We start from the raw sequence: 14,339 nt of genomic DNA on the forward strand, positions 1-14,339 counted from the left end.
TCTCGCCATGACACGACGCCTCATTGTCGAAGCTGACGGAGGGTCGCGCGGTAATCCTGGTGTTGCCGGATACGGCGCGTTGGTTCGGGACGGCGAGACGCGGGAGGTGCTTGCCGAGCGGGCTGCGCCGCTCGGCAAGGAGTCGAACAACGTCGCCGAGTACACCGGCCTCATCGAGGGGCTTCGGGCCGTACGCGACCACGAACCGTCCGCGGCAGTGACGGTGCGCATGGACAGCAAGCTCGTCGTCGAGCAGATGTCGGGTCGCTGGAAGATCAAGCACGAAGACATGAAGCGTCTCGCCGCCGAAGCGCGCACCATCTCGTCCGAGATCGCCAGTGCCGGCGGGGCCGTCACCTATGAATGGATCCCGCGCGAGAAGAACAAGGCTGCCGACAAGCTGTCGAACGACGGCATGGACGGGGTGACCGTGCGTCGCGACGCGTGGCAGCCCGACGATTCGACGAGTGAGACCGACGATGAGGGCGCGCCTGGCGGAGCAACGAAGGACGAGGCCCCGGGCGGCACGAGCGAACCGGACACGACCGAGCGCGAAGCCGAGACCGTCGCCCCGGTGACGTCGAAACCCGACCTCGGCAAGCCGACCCGCATCGTTCTCGTGCGTCACGGCGTCACCGACTTCACGACGGGCGGAAAGCTCGACGGCCGTGGCGGCGCCGACCCCGCGCTCAACGCGGCCGGTCGCGACCAGGCGGAGCGCGTCGCGCGGGCCGTCGGCGCGCTCGTCTCAGGCGCCGAGACCGTGAGCGTCGTGACGTCGTCGCTCGCGCGGGCCATCGAAACCGGAGCGCCGGTCGCGAAGGCGCTGGGCGTGCAGGCGCAGGTCGACGAGGATTGGGACGAGCAGGCCTTCGGCGAGTGGGACGGCCTGAGCTTCAAGGAGATCCACGCTCGGGACGCCGCCGGGCTGTCGAGTCTGCGCCATGACGCCACGTACAGCGCCCCCGGCGGTGAGACGCGCGCACAGCTCGACGCGCGGATCTCCGACGCGCTCGAGCGCGCCGTGGAGCGCGGGGGAGCGGTCGTCGTCATGACGCACCGTATCGCCATCATGTCGGTGCTCTCGGCGGTGCTCGGGCTCGACATCGATGCGGCGTGGAGGCTCGCGGCAGCACCGGGCTCGCTCACCGGTATCGAGGTGTGGCGCGACGGGAACGCGCAGGTCGCGTTCACCAACGACACGCACCACCTGCGCTGAGCCCCCCGCCATCGTCCACCGGTTGGACATCGAAGCGGGCGAGATAGCGAAGCAGACACTTCTTCATAAGGTTGCGTTATGGAAACAGCTGGGTCCGCCCGGCTTCCCCGACGTACCACGCGCAGTAAACCTGCCCGTGGGAAGGAGAGCATCCGGTGAGTGAGCCCACCCTTCGCCCCGACACCCTCGCTGTCCGAGCAGGCTTGGCCCGCAGCGGCTTCGAGGAGACGGCCGAGGCCATGTACCTCACCTCCGGCTTCGTCTACGACAGCGCCGAAGCCGCCGAGGCCGCTTTCGCCGGGGAGAGCGAGCGGTTCGTCTACAGCCGGTACGGCAACCCGACGACAGCGATGCTCGAACAGCGCCTCGCGGCCCTCGAAGGGGCTGAGGCGTGCTCCGCCACTGCATCGGGCATGTCGGCGGTGTTCACGGCCCTCGCCGCGCTGCTGGGCGCCGGCGACCGCGTCGTCGCCTCGCGGGGGCTCTTCGGCTCGTGCTTCGTCATCCTCGACGAGATCCTGCCGCGGTGGGGCGTCGAGACGGTCTTCGTCGACGGACCTGACCTCGAGCAGTGGCGCAAGGCGCTGGCCGAGCCGACCACCGCCGTGTTCTTCGAATCGCCGAGCAACCCGATGCAGGAGCTCGTCGACATGCGAGCGGTCTGCGACCTCGCGCACGGCGCCGGTGCGCAGGTCGTCGTCGACAACGTCTTCGGAACGCCCGTGTTCAGCAAGCCGCTCGCACACGGCGCCGACATCGTCGTCTACTCGGCCACCAAGCACATCGACGGCCAGGGCCGCGTGCTCGGCGGGGCGATCCTCGGGCCGAAGGAGTTCATCGACGGGCCCGTGCAGAACCTCGTGCGTCACACCGGGCCGACACTCTCGGCGTTCAACGCCTGGGTGCTGCTCAAGGGGCTCGAGACGATGCGTCTACGCGTCGAGGCGCAGGCCGCAGCGGCGTTGCGTCTGGCCGAACAGCTCGAAGCGCACCCCCGAGTGCGCACCGTGCTCTACCCCTTCCTCCCCTCACATCCCCAGCACGAGCTGGCGAAGCGGCAGATGGGGGGCGGCGGCACGGTCGTGACGTTCGAGATCGACGGCGGCAAGGCCGAGGCCTTCGCCCTGATGAACGCTCTCGAGATCGTCGACATCTCCAACAACCTCGGCGATTCCAAGTCGATGGCCACTCACCCCGCCACGACGACCCATCGCCGCATGGGCGAGCAGGCGCGCGCTGCCATCGGCATCACCGACGGCACGGTGCGCCTGTCCGTGGGCCTCGAGGACGCGGGCGACCTCGCCGCAGATCTCGAGCGAGCCCTCACGGTGGCGTTCGGTCCGAACTGACGCACGCTGTAGCTCAGCGGCTGACGAGCTCGAGCACTCCGGCTGCAGCGAGCGTCGTGACGAGCGTGGCCAGGCCGGTCAGCCGAAGGTGGGTTCCCCACCTGATCCGGACACCGGCACGGCGAAGACGGTCACACCACAGGAGCGTGGCCACCGAACCCCACCAGGTGATGCCACTCGCCACGTTGACGCCCACGAGGAGCGCGAGCACCCGATCCGTCTCACCGTGGGCGGCGGGCTCGAGCGCGAGGTAGGCCGGAAGGTTGTTCAGCCCGTTCGCGACGAGCGCTCCGGCGGCCGTGAGCGTCCACGCGGGAGCGTCGCCCAACGAACCCAGTGCGGGACGCAGGACCCCGGAACTGTGAACGAGCGCCACGGTGACGAACAGGGCCGATGTGATGGCGAGGCTGCGCCACGGGATCTCGATCTCGGCGAGGGTGCTTCGGCGCCTCATGGCGATGACGGCGACACACAAGAGCGCCGCGACGGATGCAGCCACGGCGGGTTCGACGAGAAGGATCGACACGCACATGCAAGCAACGAGCGTGCCGACTGCGGGAAGCACGCCGTCTTGGGCAGGCTGTGGGGGCGTCGATTCCGCAGGGGCCACCGCGGTGCCGCGCAGTGAGGCCCGCCAGACGACGGCCGCCACGAGAAGGGGCACGAGCGTCGTCGTGAGCGCGACGGGCCACGCCTCCTCCAGGAACCCGAGCGCATTGGGGTGAGGCAGGACGTCCCGGGCGAGCAGGTTCGTCAGGTTCGACACGGGCAGCCAGAGCGAGGCCATGTTCGCGATCCAGAGCGTCGGAAAGGCAAACAATGCGACGGGGCGGTCGAGACGCCGCGCGACCACGACGGCGGCCGTCGTCATGAGAACCGCCGTCGTGTCGAGGCTGAGGAAGGCCGTCACGAGAACTGCCGTCGTCATGAACAGCACCCACACGAGGGCGGTCCGCCCGCGGGCGAGGGCCACCACCTTCGTGCCGAGCAGGTCGAAGAGGCCAGCGATCGACGCGCACTCCGCCACGACCGTCAGGGCGGCGAGAAAGACGAGAACGCTCGGGACCCGAGCGAGCAGCTCCAGTGCGGCGTCGACGTCCACGCCGGTCAAGCCGTGGCTTCGCGCACGCTCACGTCGAGGATCCACGGCTTCGACGGTGACGTCGCTTCGTGGAGGTCGACGTCGAACGTCTCGGCCAGCTGGGCAGTGAGCGCCTTGGGGGTGCGTGGGTCGCGCGCATCCGTGACGAGGGCTCGGGTCACGAGTCCGCGGGTGTGCTTCGCCATGTGCGTGGCGCCGGGAACGCGGATGTGAACCCAGCGGCGCGCGAGCTCGCCACTCGGGTTCCACGAGGCGGCGTACGTCGAGGATCGACAGTCCACGACGACGCCCTTGCCTGCGGCCTCGCTCAGCGGCGCGTCGAGCACCGAGCGCCAGTGCGCGGCGAGGGCACCGAGCGGAGGAAGATTGACCCCCATCGACAGGCGGTAGGGCGCGAGGCGGTCTCCGAGACGGACCGCGCCGTAGAGCGACGAGGAGATGACGACGCGCCGCGTCGCCCGCGCCTTGTCGGCGCCTTCGAGGTCGGACAACCCGAGCGCGTCGTAGAGCACGCCGGTGTAGAGCTGCCCGGCGGGCAACGTCGGAGCATCGAAGAGTCGGGTGTTCCGCGCGATCTCGTCGGCAAGGTTGGGGGAGACCCCGAGCACCTCGGGCGCTTCGTCGCGCGCGCTCACCTCGCTGACCGCTGCGGCGACCTGCTGTCGGGCTTCGGTCAGCTCGGGGAACGACAGCTTCGCGAGGTCGAGGCGCGCGCCACGCCTGCGCGTGGCCTTCGATTCCGACGGCGGCAGGAGGACGATCACGCGGGCCAGCGTAGCCCGATCCTCGTTCGGCGCAGCAGTCGTTCCGGGCCGGACAACGCGCGTGGAGCGTGCCTCTCGTCGACGTGCGCTTGTAGGCTCGGGCCATGCCGAAGACCCGCATCCTCTGGCCGAGCCGTGACACCGGCGGCGACCTCGCTCGCTCCTTCGACGCCCTGCGCGCGGAGTACGAACTGAGCCTCGACTACCCCGAGGCCGCCGTCGGGGAGGCCCGCGAGGCGATGGCTGCGGTCCAAATGCCCGAACGCGACGAAACGGCCGTGCCGTTCTTCACGATCGACCCCGTCGGGTCGATGGACCTCGACCAGGCGATGCATCTCGAGGAGGCCGGTGATGGGTTCCGGGTGCGCTACGCCATCGCCGATGTGCCGCTGTATGTGCGTCCCGGCGGTAACCTCGATGCCGAGACCCGCCGTCGCGGCCAGACGATCTACATGCCCGACGTGCGCATCCCGCTGCACCCGAGCCAGTTGAGCGAGGGCGCCGCGAGCCTTCTGCCCGATCAGGTGTGCTCGGCGTTCGTGTGGGACATGACGCTCGACGCCCGCGGTGAGGTCACCGACGCGACGCTCTACCGCGCCCAGGTGCGCAGCGTCGAACGTCTCGACTACCGGGGCGTTCAGGGCGCGGTCGACTCCGGCAGCGACGACCCGCGTCTTGCCCTGCTCAAGCGCATCGGAGAGCTGCGCGCCACGCTCGAACTCGAGCGCGGCGGAGCCTCGCTGCCGATGCCCGACCAGGAAGTCAGCGAGCCCGAGCCCGGCCGGTACGAGGTGCACTTCCGTCCGCCCGTGCCCAGCGAGGACTGGAACGCGCAGATCTCACTCATGACCGGCATGGTGGCGGCACGCATGATGCTCGACGGCGGCGTCGGCATCCTGCGCACCATGCCGAAGCCCGATCCTCGCGACGTCGAACGCTTCCGCCTCCAGGCCAAGGGCCTCGGGCTCGTGTGGGCGAAGGACGAGACCTACGGCGCATTCCTGCGCCGTCTCGACCGGGACGACCCGCGTCACCTCGCGCTCATCCACGAGGCGGTCACGTTGTTCCGCGGGGCGGCCTACACGCCGTTCGACGGCACGACCCCCGAGATCACCGAGCAGGCCGCCGTCGCCGCGCCGTACGCCCACGTGACGGCGCCGCTTCGCCGCCTCGTCGACCGATTCGGGCTCGTCATCTGTGAGGCGCTCGCAAACGGACGCGAGGCGCCCGCCTGGGCCCGCGAGGCACTGCCCGACCTGCCCGAGATCATGCGTTCGAGCGACCAGGTTGCCGGAAAGATCGACCGCGCCTGCGTCGACCGCGTGGAGGCAGCTGCCCTGTCGTCCTCCGTCGGCGAGACATTCGGCGCGCTCGTTGTCGAGGGCCCCGACAAGGAGGGCAAGGGTGGCGGACGTGTGACGGTCCAACTCGTCGACCACGCTGTCGTCGCACCAGCCCGTGCCGCCGAGGGCGCTACCGCGCCGCCCGCAGGGGAGACCTGCACGGTGCGCCTCACGGACGCCGACATCATGGGCGGCAAGCTCACGTTCGAGGTGGTCGAGGCCGCCTCCTGACCGGCGGTAGAGTTGCCCCTTGGATGAGTCGGCCGGGCGGTCGCGTCGAAGATTCATCTTCGCCGAGGAAAGTCCGGGCTCCGAAGGGCAGGGTGGTGGCTAACGGCCACCCGGGGTGACCCGCGGGACAGTGCCACAGAAAACAGACCGCCGCGCTTCGTGCGCGGTAAGGGTGAAACGGTGGTGTAAGAGACCACCAGCGCTCCAGGTGACTGGAGCGGCTCGGTAAACCCCACCCGGAGCAAGATCGAACAGTGCGCGTCGAAGCTGCCCGCTGAGCGCACGGGTAGATTGCTCGAGCCACGCAGCAATGCGCGGCCTAGATGGATGATCGCCGAAGCGACACCGGTGACGGTGCGCGGAACACAACCCGGCTTACAGGCCGGCTCATCCCACCATCTCCCCGCAGCGCACTGTCGAACTGTCGGTGACTTCCTTGCAGTACCGCCTGGTCGGCGCGCATGCGGCACACTTCGTGGGTGGAGAGACGGACGCAGGGCGTGTTGGCCGGCCAGGTGGCGAGCTGGCTGGGCGACGCCTTCCAGGTGGTCGCGTTGCCGGTAGCCATCGTTCTCGCCCACGGAAGTGCGGGCCAGATGGCCGCCGCCATCACGGCCACCACCGTCGCACGCTTGGTGTTCACGCTCTTCGGCGGAGTGTGGGCCGACCGGGTGCAGCCGCGGCTCATCATGGCTCTCACCGACGTCGTGAGGGCCATCTCGGCGGCGGTGCTCGCCGCGGCCTTTGTTTTCGGCGCCTGGTCGACGCCGCTCGTCATCGTGTGCGCCTTCGTCAGTGCAGCGGCGGGCGCCTTCTTCGGGCCAGCCTTCATGACGTGGCGACGAGCCGTCATTCCCGCCGATCAGCGTCAACGCACGAACGGCACGCTGACCAGCCTGCGTCAGCTCATGCTCATGCTGGGACCCGTGACAGGCGGCGCGGCCGTGGGATTCGCCGGGCCGGCCTTCGGGTTCACCCTCAACGCTGTGACGTTCGTGGTCTCCCTCGCCGCGGTGCTGGCCTGGGCGCGCCCGGTCGACATCGTGCGGACGGAAGGATCCGAGGCGTTCACAGCGCAGCTCGTGGAGGGCTGGCGCGCCGTGCGCTCGCGCTCGTGGCTGCTCTGGGGCCTGTTGGCCGCGGGTTTCTACCACATCGGCAACGGCGCGGTGCTCGTGCTCGCCCCGCTGCTCGTCGCGTCGGAACTCGGGGGCGCACACGCCGTCGGCATCGTCGCTGCTGCCGAGGGGCTCGGCGGTTTTCTCGGCGCTGCGCTCGGGGCGCGCATTCATCTCAAACGTCCGCTGTTCACCGGCTGGGCACCGCTCATCCTCATGCCGCTGTGGGCGTTCAGTTTCGCGGTGTTCCACTCGGTATGGCCTATCGCGGTACTCGCTGCCATCGGTTACGCGGGACTGCTGTTCTACGACGTGCACTGGGAAACGGCGATCCAACATGCCGTGCCGGGTGAGCTCCAAGGCCGCGTGCACTCGTGGGACATCCTCATGTCCTTCGTCGCGCTGCCGCTCGGCTCGATGCTGGCGGCGCCCCTGGCCGCCGCCTACGGAGCCCGTCCGGTCATCGTCGTGGGAGCGTGCTTCCTGCTCGTCGCGTCCGTCGTACCTCTCTTCATCCGCAGCATGCGGACCTTCGAGGTGCCGAGCAGCGCGGAGAGCAAGGCTCCTGCCGGGTGAGAACCGGGTCAGACAGCGTCAGTAGGTTCGCTCGGCGAGTTGAACAACAGCTGCCCCCGCCCGAATCGTCTCGGGTGGGGGCAGCACAGCGTCAGGGCCAGGTCACCAGCTCGTGTGACGCGGGCGCCCCTCGTCGTAACCGGACGCGCTCTGAACACCGATGCGAGCCTTCGCGCGGAACTCCTCGATGTTCTTGGCGCCCGCGTACGTGAACGAACTGCGCACGCCCGCGATGATCGAGTCGAGAAGATCCTCGACTCCGGGTCGCTGATCGTCGAGGTACATACGCGAGCTCGAGATGCCCTCCTCGAACAGGGCCGAACGAGCACGGTCGAACGCACCCTGGGCGGACGTGCGGTTGCGCACCGCACGGGCCGAGGCCATGCCGAACGACTCCTTGTAGAGGCGCCCGTCGGCGTCCCGGTTGAGGTCGCCGGGAGACTCCCAAGTGCCGGCGAACCAGGAACCGATCATGACGGACGCGCCGCCGGCGGCCAGCGCGAGCGCGACGTCACGCGGGTACTTCACGCCGCCGTCGGCCCACACGTGAGCGCCGAGTTCACGGGCTGCTGCGGCGCACTCGAGCACCGCGGAGAACTGGGGACGGCCCACGCCGGTCATCATGCGCGTCGTGCACATGGCGCCCGGCCCGACGCCCACCTTGATGATGTCGGCGCCTGCCTCGACGAGGTCACGCGCGCCGTCAGCCGTCACGACGTTGCCCGCCGCGATCGGTACGCGACGCCCGTTCGCGGCCTCGAACTCGTCACGCACGCGACGCACCGTGCCGAGCGCCTCGATCATCTTCTCCTGGTGACCGTGCGCGGTGTCCACGACGAGCACGTCGGCGTGGGACTCCAGCATCGTGCGGGCCTTCGTCTCGACGTCACCGTTGATGCCGATGGCCACACCGACGGCGAGGCGCCCCTGTGGGTCGAGAGCCGGGGAGTAGATCGTCGAACGCAGAATGCCCCGTTTGGTGAGCACACCGACGAGCGCGTCGTTCTCCACGACGACCGCGAGATCGCGGTGTTCGCGTTCGAGCAGATCGAATGTGTCCTGCAGGTCGCCGCCCGCCTCGACGACCGTGATGTCCTTCGACATGACGTCGGCGATGACGGAGAACCGGTCGACCTCGAGGCAGTGCTTTTCGCTCACGAGACCGAGCGGCGTGTTCTCGTCGTCGACGACGACAGCCATGCGGTGAGCACGCTTGCCGAGCAGGGCGAGGACGTCGGAGACCGGAGCGGTGGGGGCGATCGTCACCGGCGTCTCGTAGACCGTGTGGCTCGCCTTGACGTCCCGGATCGTTTCCTGGACGGCTGCGATCGGAATGTCCTGGGGAAGGACTGCGATGCCGCCGCGGCGCGCGATCGTCTCCGCCATGCGTCGGCCGGAGATCGCGGTCATGTTGGCCACGACGAGCGGGATCGTGGTGCCCACGCCGTCGGGCGTCGTGAGGTCGACGTCGAGGCGGCTCGTCACGTGCGAGCGCGACGGCACCATGAAGACGTCGTTGTACGTGAGGTCGTACGGGGGCTGATCGGTGATGAAGTCCACGTCCGTCAGCCTATCCGCAGCCACCGACAACGCCCTGGAGACGTTGGGGTCCAGGCGAATCGGCATTCGCTTCGCGCGAAGGTCACGCCCTCCTTCCCACACCGCGGGCGTGTGTGCCTACCGTGAGAACATGAAGCTCACGCACCACGGACATTCGTGCATCGAACTCTCCGTCGCCGACGCGACCGTTCTGTTCGACCCGGGCACGTTCAGCTCCTTCGACGACGTTGCGGGCGTCGACGCGATCGTCGTGACGCACCAACACCCGGATCACCTCGACCCCGACCGCCTCGACGCCCTGCGCGAGGCCAACCCCGACGCCGCGTGGTTCGCCGACCCACAGACCGCCGAGCAGCTGCGCGACAAAGGCCTCGACGTCACGGCGACGAAGGCGGGGGAGACCTTCTCCGTCAAGGGCGCGCGCTTCGAAGGCGTGGGTGCGACGCACGCCGAGATCCACCCGTACATCGAGCGGATCAGCAATGTCGGCATCGTGGCGAGCGGCGACGGGGAGCCGCGCCTGTTCCACCCCGGCGACTCCCTCGAGGGGCGCCCCGAGAACGTCGACTATCTCTGTCTTCCCCTGGTGGCCCCGTGGTCCGCCGTGCGCGAGACGATCGCGTTCGTGCGAGCCGTCGAGCCGAAGCGCGTCATTCCGATCCACGACAAGGTGGCGGCGGACCGAGCACGCGGCATCTACCTGGGGCACGTGCGCGACTACGGTCTCAACGGTGGCGTCGATGTCATCGAGGTTCCCGAGGGAGAGAGCGCCGCGCTCTCCTGAACGGAGCGGCCGCCCGGCGTGGACGTTTCGAGCGGGTCGCCGTGAGCCGATAGCCTGACTCACATGACGCTCACGGTGACCCCCTGCCACGACCGCGACGAGTGGGACGATCTCGTCAACTCCTCCGGCGGACACCCCCTGCAGCTGTGGGGATGGGGCGAGTTGAAGTCGCAGTACGAGTGGAGTGCCGACCGGGTCGTCGTGCGTGACGGCGCACGGATCGTCGGCTCCGCGCAGGTGCTGCTTCGCACGCTGCCGCAGCCGTTCAAGTCACTCGCGTACGTCCCGCGTGGCCCGCAGGCCCAAGAGGCCGACCGTGGCCGCGTCGTCGAGGCACTCGCCGACTACGTCAAGCGCACCCACGGGCCGATCGGCATCACGATCGAACCCGATTGGGAGGCCCCCTTCTCCCCGCTGGAGAAGGGCGTTTCGGACGAAGACCTCGCCGAGAGGATTGCGGCACCGTCCTCGGACTGGCTGGCCGATGTCGAAGCTGCGGGCTACAAGCGCAGCGAGAACACGGGGCTCATCCCTCGCACTCTCATCGTGGACGTGACGCGCGACGAGGACACCATCATGAAGGAGCTGTCGAGCTCCACCCGCCAGAACGTGCGCAAGTCGTTCAAGGCCGAGAACGTGCGCTTCGGCCTCGTCACCGAGCAGTCCGACCTCGACCAGGTGCTGGCCATCAACAAGGAGACAGCGAAGCGCGCCAACTTCGCCGTCCACTCCGACCTCTACCACGAGCAGATCCGCGATTTCATGGGGCCGGCTTCGCAGCTCATCGCGGCCTGGGAGGGTGACGAGGTTGTCGCCTTCGTCTGGCTCGTTGTCTCGGGCAAGACGGCGTTCGAGCTCTACGGCGGCGTCAACCCGCGCGGCATGAAGCTGCGCCTCAACTACGGCCTCAAGTTCTGGGCGATGAAGCACGTCAAGGAACAGGGCGTCGAGCGCTACGACTTCAACGGGCTGCTCAACGACGGTATCTCCGACTTCAAGCGTCAGTTCGCCAAGCACGAGGACATGCTCGTCGGCACCTACGACAAGGCTCTCTCGCCGCTCTTCCCCGTCTTCGCGACGGCGCTTCCGGTTGTCCGCTCGACCCTCAAGCGCGGCGTTCCCGCCGCGAAGAAGGCCGCCACCGACCTCAAGAACGACCCCAGGGCCACTCTCGCCGGCGCAGCGTCGGGCGCCCGCTCGAAGGCGAGCGATGTGAAGGCCAGGCGCTCCGCGGCGAAGTGGAACAAGCTCGGCTGACGCCAGGGCATCATCGAAGGCCGGTCCGGGGCGGGCTCGCGTCTTGGACGGCCTCTTCATGGGCGTTCGAGCTCGCGAACTTCGTTGCCTTCTTGACCTTGACGTGGCGACAACGTCGAGGATGAACCCATGAGCGACATGCCGGGCTTCTTCTGGATCGGTGAGCTGGCCGCCCTCGCCGGAGTCAGCCCGCGGGCTATCCGTCACTACCACCGGGTCGGCGTGCTGCCCGAGCCCGCACGATCACCGAACGGGTATCGGCTCTATGACTGTGACGACGTGGACCGGTTGCTCGCGCTGCGGGCGCTCGCGGATGTGGGAGTTTCGCTCAAGGACGCGGCCCATTCGGGCCGGGACACGAAAGATCGCCTGCAGGTCGCACTGAACAAGGCCATGGTGGAACGCGCGGCGATCGAAGTGCGCATCTCCAAGCTGGAGGCGATGCTGGCCCATGAGCACGAGTTCGCCGCGGTCTACGACCAGGCCGTAACGGCGATGGAGGATGCCGCGGCCCGGATCGGGCTTCCGGAGAGCCTCGTCCGCGCCGAACGACGCGCCCTGGATCTTGTGAGGCGGCGGGACGGCGACGGGCGGGTGCTCGCGGCACTCACCTCGGCGTACGAGACGGCTGCTCGCCTCGGGCGAGTTCCACCACCAGCCCAATGGCCGCACGAACTGCGTGTCCTCGTGCGTACTGCGAAGCTGGGCCCGGCCTTCGAGGTGTGGCTTCGCTTCCTCGGAGTGAGCCCGGCGGATCGGACGAGGATTCGTCAGGTCGTGCTCGATGCGCGCAACGGGACGCCGTGAGGCGCCGATGGGTATCGGTCGCGCTCGGCCTCGTATTGCTCGCCGAGGTCCTGCTCGCGGTCACGGGCGGAAGCGGGCTTCGCCATCTCATCGTTGCCGTCATCGTCGTCGAGCTGGCCCTAGCCGTCTGGGCCGTGTTCGCTGCCGTTCGTGCCTATGCGAGCCTGAGTGCCCTGTGGTCGCAACGGATCGAAGCGGCGCTTGCGGGGCCGCTGCCGCGCCGAATTGCACGTCTCATCACGCTCGAGCTCTCACTCGCGCGAGGTGTGTGGCTGCGATGGGGTGGCCGCCCTGATCTACCGATCGGGGCCACTGGTCTGCAGGCACCCGACGGAGAGGCGCCTGTGATGGGTGTTCTCATCGCCGTGATGGCCGTGGAAGCGGCAGCGGTTCACACTGCCGTTCCTTGGCATCGAGTCGCTGCATTCGCGGGGGTTAGGTGGCTCGTCCTCGCCCTATCCCTGTACGGGATCTGGTGGACGATCGGCTGGGTGGCCACGCGAAGGGCCTACCCCCACGTGCTGACGGCCGACATGCTGCATCTGCGAGTCGGACCGCTCACCGTGGCCGAGGTGCCCTGGGGCCTCGTGAGTTCCGTGACACCGATCGGGGCGCTTGCAGACCCACCGCGCTCATGCCTCGTGATCGAGCGTCCTATGGCCCCGCCGAACGTCCGGATCGAACTCGCCGAACCGGTGCGAGCCGTCAGCTTGCTCGGAGCTGAGCGTCAAGTCACTGGCATCGCGTTGGCACTCGAACACCCGAGCGATGCTGTCGCGGTGCTCAAGTCGCACGCCGAGCAAGCGGCTGCGACGTGAGTCGTCAGCGGCCCTCGGGCGTACAGATGCAGTGACGGTTGCCGTCGGCGTCCTCGACGACCCAGTACGCAGGTGCCGCGGCATCGCTGACGAGGCGCCCGCCGGCGTCGAGGACGGCCGCGAGACGCTGTTCCGCAGCGTCGGCCGCGACCCATACGTCGATGTGCCAGCGCTGCTCGACCTCGGACGGCGGAAGCTGGGGGCCGCCCTCGTCCTCGTCCGGGTTCTGCCACCACACCGTCGGAACCTGACCTGTGGAGTCCACCGGCTCGCCGTTCTTCAGTGACGAGCCGAGCAGCGCCGCGTAGAACGGGCCGAGGTCATCGTGACGGCGCGTGTCCAAACCAAGGTCGGGCTGGGTGAGACCCGCGACGTCAGCCTCGACGCCGAGATCGCGTGCGTGGTCGCCGACGGTCTTCGCCAGAGCCAGATCGCGACTCGTGAGCCCGCCGACGTCGTGGCTGACGAGCGACACCACGACATCGGTGTACGTGAGCGTGATGTCGGGGTGGTGATCCATCTCCTCCGCGGACGCACCGATGCGATCGACGAGGGCGAGGCCCGTGGCGAAGTCCTTCGTCGCGTAGCGCGCCTTGAGGGAACCCATGATCTGCGCCCAGCCGGCCGGGGCAGTCTCACGGACCTCGGCGGCGCTGAGCTTCTTCTTCGGGTCGGTCATCGTCGTGTCCTCTCGGTCGGGTTCGACACAACCTGCTTCCTCGAGACTAGGCCGACAGTGCCTCTGCCGACACCCGTCGGCCCGGTTCAACTCTTCTTCGGAACCCTGTTCTTCGGCAGGCCCTCGCGCAGCAACGGCCCGACGCGGTAGGGGATGACTCGACGCAGGTGCACGCTCGTGCGGGTCCGAGTGACACCCGGACACAGGCGCACATCCTCACTCACCCGGTAGAGGTCGTCCGGGTCGCGTGCGACAACGCGCACGAGGAGGTCGGTCTCGCCTGCGGGGGCGAAGCACTCGAGCACCTCGGGTACCCGGGAGAGGGCGGCGATCGCACCGTCGATGTCGTGCTGGTCGAGCTCGACAGCAACCATGGCGCTGAGCGGACGCCCGAGCCTGGCGGGATCGACGCGGGCGCTGTTGAGGCGCAGGACGCCGGCCTCGCGGAAGCGTTCGAGACGCGCGTGCACCGTGCCGCGGGCCAGTCCGCACCGCTGCGCGAGGGCCATCGTCGTCATGCGGGGATCCTCGTCCAGAGCGAGCAACAGTGCGCGGTCGGTGTCGTCGAACTGGACGTCGGGGTGCTGCTCGCGAACGTCCTTGGCCGGTTCCATGGGCATCTTCCTGATCATGATGGGCGGTATGAGCAGAGCATACCCGTCCGCTTTGAACAGAATGATCAATCAAGAATGAGGTTGTTGCGCACCCTGCGCGGTGTGGTGTTGAGTACTT

At 68.6% G+C, this 14,339-nt stretch carries 13 protein-coding genes and 1 other RNA gene; 9 read left to right on the top strand and 5 right to left on the bottom strand.

What is annotated here, in order from left to right; all coding sequences use genetic code 11:
* Nucleotides 1–7 precede the first annotated feature (7 nt).
* Nucleotides 8–1,219 carry a bifunctional RNase H/acid phosphatase gene (locus AA983_RS10105; RefSeq protein WP_047312093.1) on the top strand — a complete coding sequence of 404 codons (1,212 nt, stop codon included), beginning with the start codon at nucleotides 8–10 and terminating at the stop codon, nucleotides 1,217–1,219.
* Between the two features lie 155 nt (nucleotides 1,220–1,374).
* Nucleotides 1,375–2,568 carry an O-succinylhomoserine sulfhydrylase gene (locus AA983_RS10110; protein WP_047312094.1) on the top strand — a complete coding sequence of 398 codons (1,194 nt, stop codon included), beginning with the start codon at nucleotides 1,375–1,377 and terminating at the stop codon, nucleotides 2,566–2,568.
* A gap of 13 nt (nucleotides 2,569–2,581) precedes the next feature.
* Here AA983_RS10110 and AA983_RS10115 read toward each other — a convergent pair whose 3' ends face one another.
* Nucleotides 2,582–3,670, bottom strand: coding sequence for an SLC13 family permease (locus AA983_RS10115; RefSeq protein WP_052947055.1), 1,089 nt, complete (start codon nucleotides 3,668–3,670; stop codon nucleotides 2,582–2,584).
* Nucleotides 3,671–3,675: 5 nt separating this feature from the next.
* On the bottom strand, nucleotides 3,676–4,434 hold the full coding sequence (locus AA983_RS10120) for a YaaA family protein (protein WP_047312096.1): 759 nt from the start codon (nucleotides 4,432–4,434) through the stop codon (nucleotides 3,676–3,678).
* A 104-nt stretch (nucleotides 4,435–4,538) separates the two neighbouring features.
* Here AA983_RS10120 and AA983_RS10125 point away from each other — a divergent pair, with 104 nt between their 5' ends.
* The 3 genes from AA983_RS10125 (at nucleotide 4,539) to AA983_RS10130 (ending at nucleotide 7,702) form a co-directional block, all read left to right on the top strand.
* Nucleotides 4,539–6,008, top strand: a complete 1,470-nt coding sequence (locus AA983_RS10125) for an RNB domain-containing ribonuclease (RefSeq protein WP_047312097.1) — start codon at nucleotides 4,539–4,541, stop codon at nucleotides 6,006–6,008.
* A 24-nt stretch (nucleotides 6,009–6,032) separates the two neighbouring features.
* Nucleotides 6,033–6,402: RNase P RNA component class A (gene rnpB, locus AA983_RS14915), an RNA gene on the top strand.
* An 85-nt stretch (nucleotides 6,403–6,487) separates the two neighbouring features.
* The gene (locus AA983_RS10130) at nucleotides 6,488–7,702 is read left to right on the top strand and encodes an MFS transporter (RefSeq protein WP_047312230.1); all 1,215 of its coding nucleotides are present in this window, start codon (nucleotides 6,488–6,490) and stop codon (nucleotides 7,700–7,702) included.
* A 102-nt stretch (nucleotides 7,703–7,804) separates the two neighbouring features.
* Here the strand turns inward: AA983_RS10130 and AA983_RS10135 are convergent, their stop codons facing one another.
* Nucleotides 7,805–9,262 carry a GuaB1 family IMP dehydrogenase-related protein gene (locus AA983_RS10135; protein WP_047312098.1) on the bottom strand — a complete coding sequence of 486 codons (1,458 nt, stop codon included), beginning with the start codon at nucleotides 9,260–9,262 and terminating at the stop codon, nucleotides 7,805–7,807.
* Nucleotides 9,263–9,392: 130 nt separating this feature from the next.
* On the opposite strand from AA983_RS10135, the gene AA983_RS10140 reads away from it, so the two are divergent.
* The 4 genes from AA983_RS10140 to AA983_RS14910 all read left to right on the top strand — a co-directional run bounded on the left by AA983_RS10140 (nucleotide 9,393) and on the right by AA983_RS14910 (nucleotide 12,928).
* Complete coding sequence (locus AA983_RS10140) at nucleotides 9,393–10,046, top strand: MBL fold metallo-hydrolase (RefSeq protein WP_047312231.1); 654 nt, start codon at nucleotides 9,393–9,395, stop codon at nucleotides 10,044–10,046.
* A gap of 63 nt (nucleotides 10,047–10,109) precedes the next feature.
* The gene (locus AA983_RS10145; protein WP_047312099.1) at nucleotides 10,110–11,303 is read left to right on the top strand and encodes a peptidoglycan bridge formation glycyltransferase FemA/FemB family protein; all 1,194 of its coding nucleotides are present in this window, start codon (nucleotides 10,110–10,112) and stop codon (nucleotides 11,301–11,303) included.
* A gap of 129 nt (nucleotides 11,304–11,432) precedes the next feature.
* Nucleotides 11,433–12,110 carry a MerR family transcriptional regulator gene (locus AA983_RS10150; protein ID WP_047312100.1) on the top strand — a complete coding sequence of 226 codons (678 nt, stop codon included), beginning with the start codon at nucleotides 11,433–11,435 and terminating at the stop codon, nucleotides 12,108–12,110.
* The gene (locus AA983_RS14910; RefSeq protein ID WP_156170333.1) at nucleotides 12,107–12,928 is read left to right on the top strand and encodes a hypothetical protein; all 822 of its coding nucleotides are present in this window, start codon (nucleotides 12,107–12,109) and stop codon (nucleotides 12,926–12,928) included. The genes AA983_RS10150 and AA983_RS14910 overlap by 4 nt, the downstream gene beginning before the upstream one ends.
* 4 nt (nucleotides 12,929–12,932) lie before the next feature.
* On the opposite strand, the gene AA983_RS10160 is transcribed toward AA983_RS14910, so the two are convergent.
* Nucleotides 12,933–13,607, bottom strand: coding sequence for a 4a-hydroxytetrahydrobiopterin dehydratase (locus AA983_RS10160; protein ID WP_047312101.1), 675 nt, complete (start codon nucleotides 13,605–13,607; stop codon nucleotides 12,933–12,935).
* 86 nt (nucleotides 13,608–13,693) lie between these two features.
* A complete protein-coding gene (locus AA983_RS10165; protein ID WP_369798795.1) occupies nucleotides 13,694–14,227 on the bottom strand; it encodes an Lrp/AsnC family transcriptional regulator in 534 nt (177 codons plus the stop codon).
* Nucleotides 14,228–14,339 lie beyond the last annotated feature (112 nt).

This window comes from Dermacoccus sp. PE3 (assembly GCF_001021715.1).
Taxonomy (GTDB): Bacteria; Actinomycetota; Actinomycetes; order Actinomycetales; family Dermatophilaceae; genus Dermacoccus; species Dermacoccus abyssi.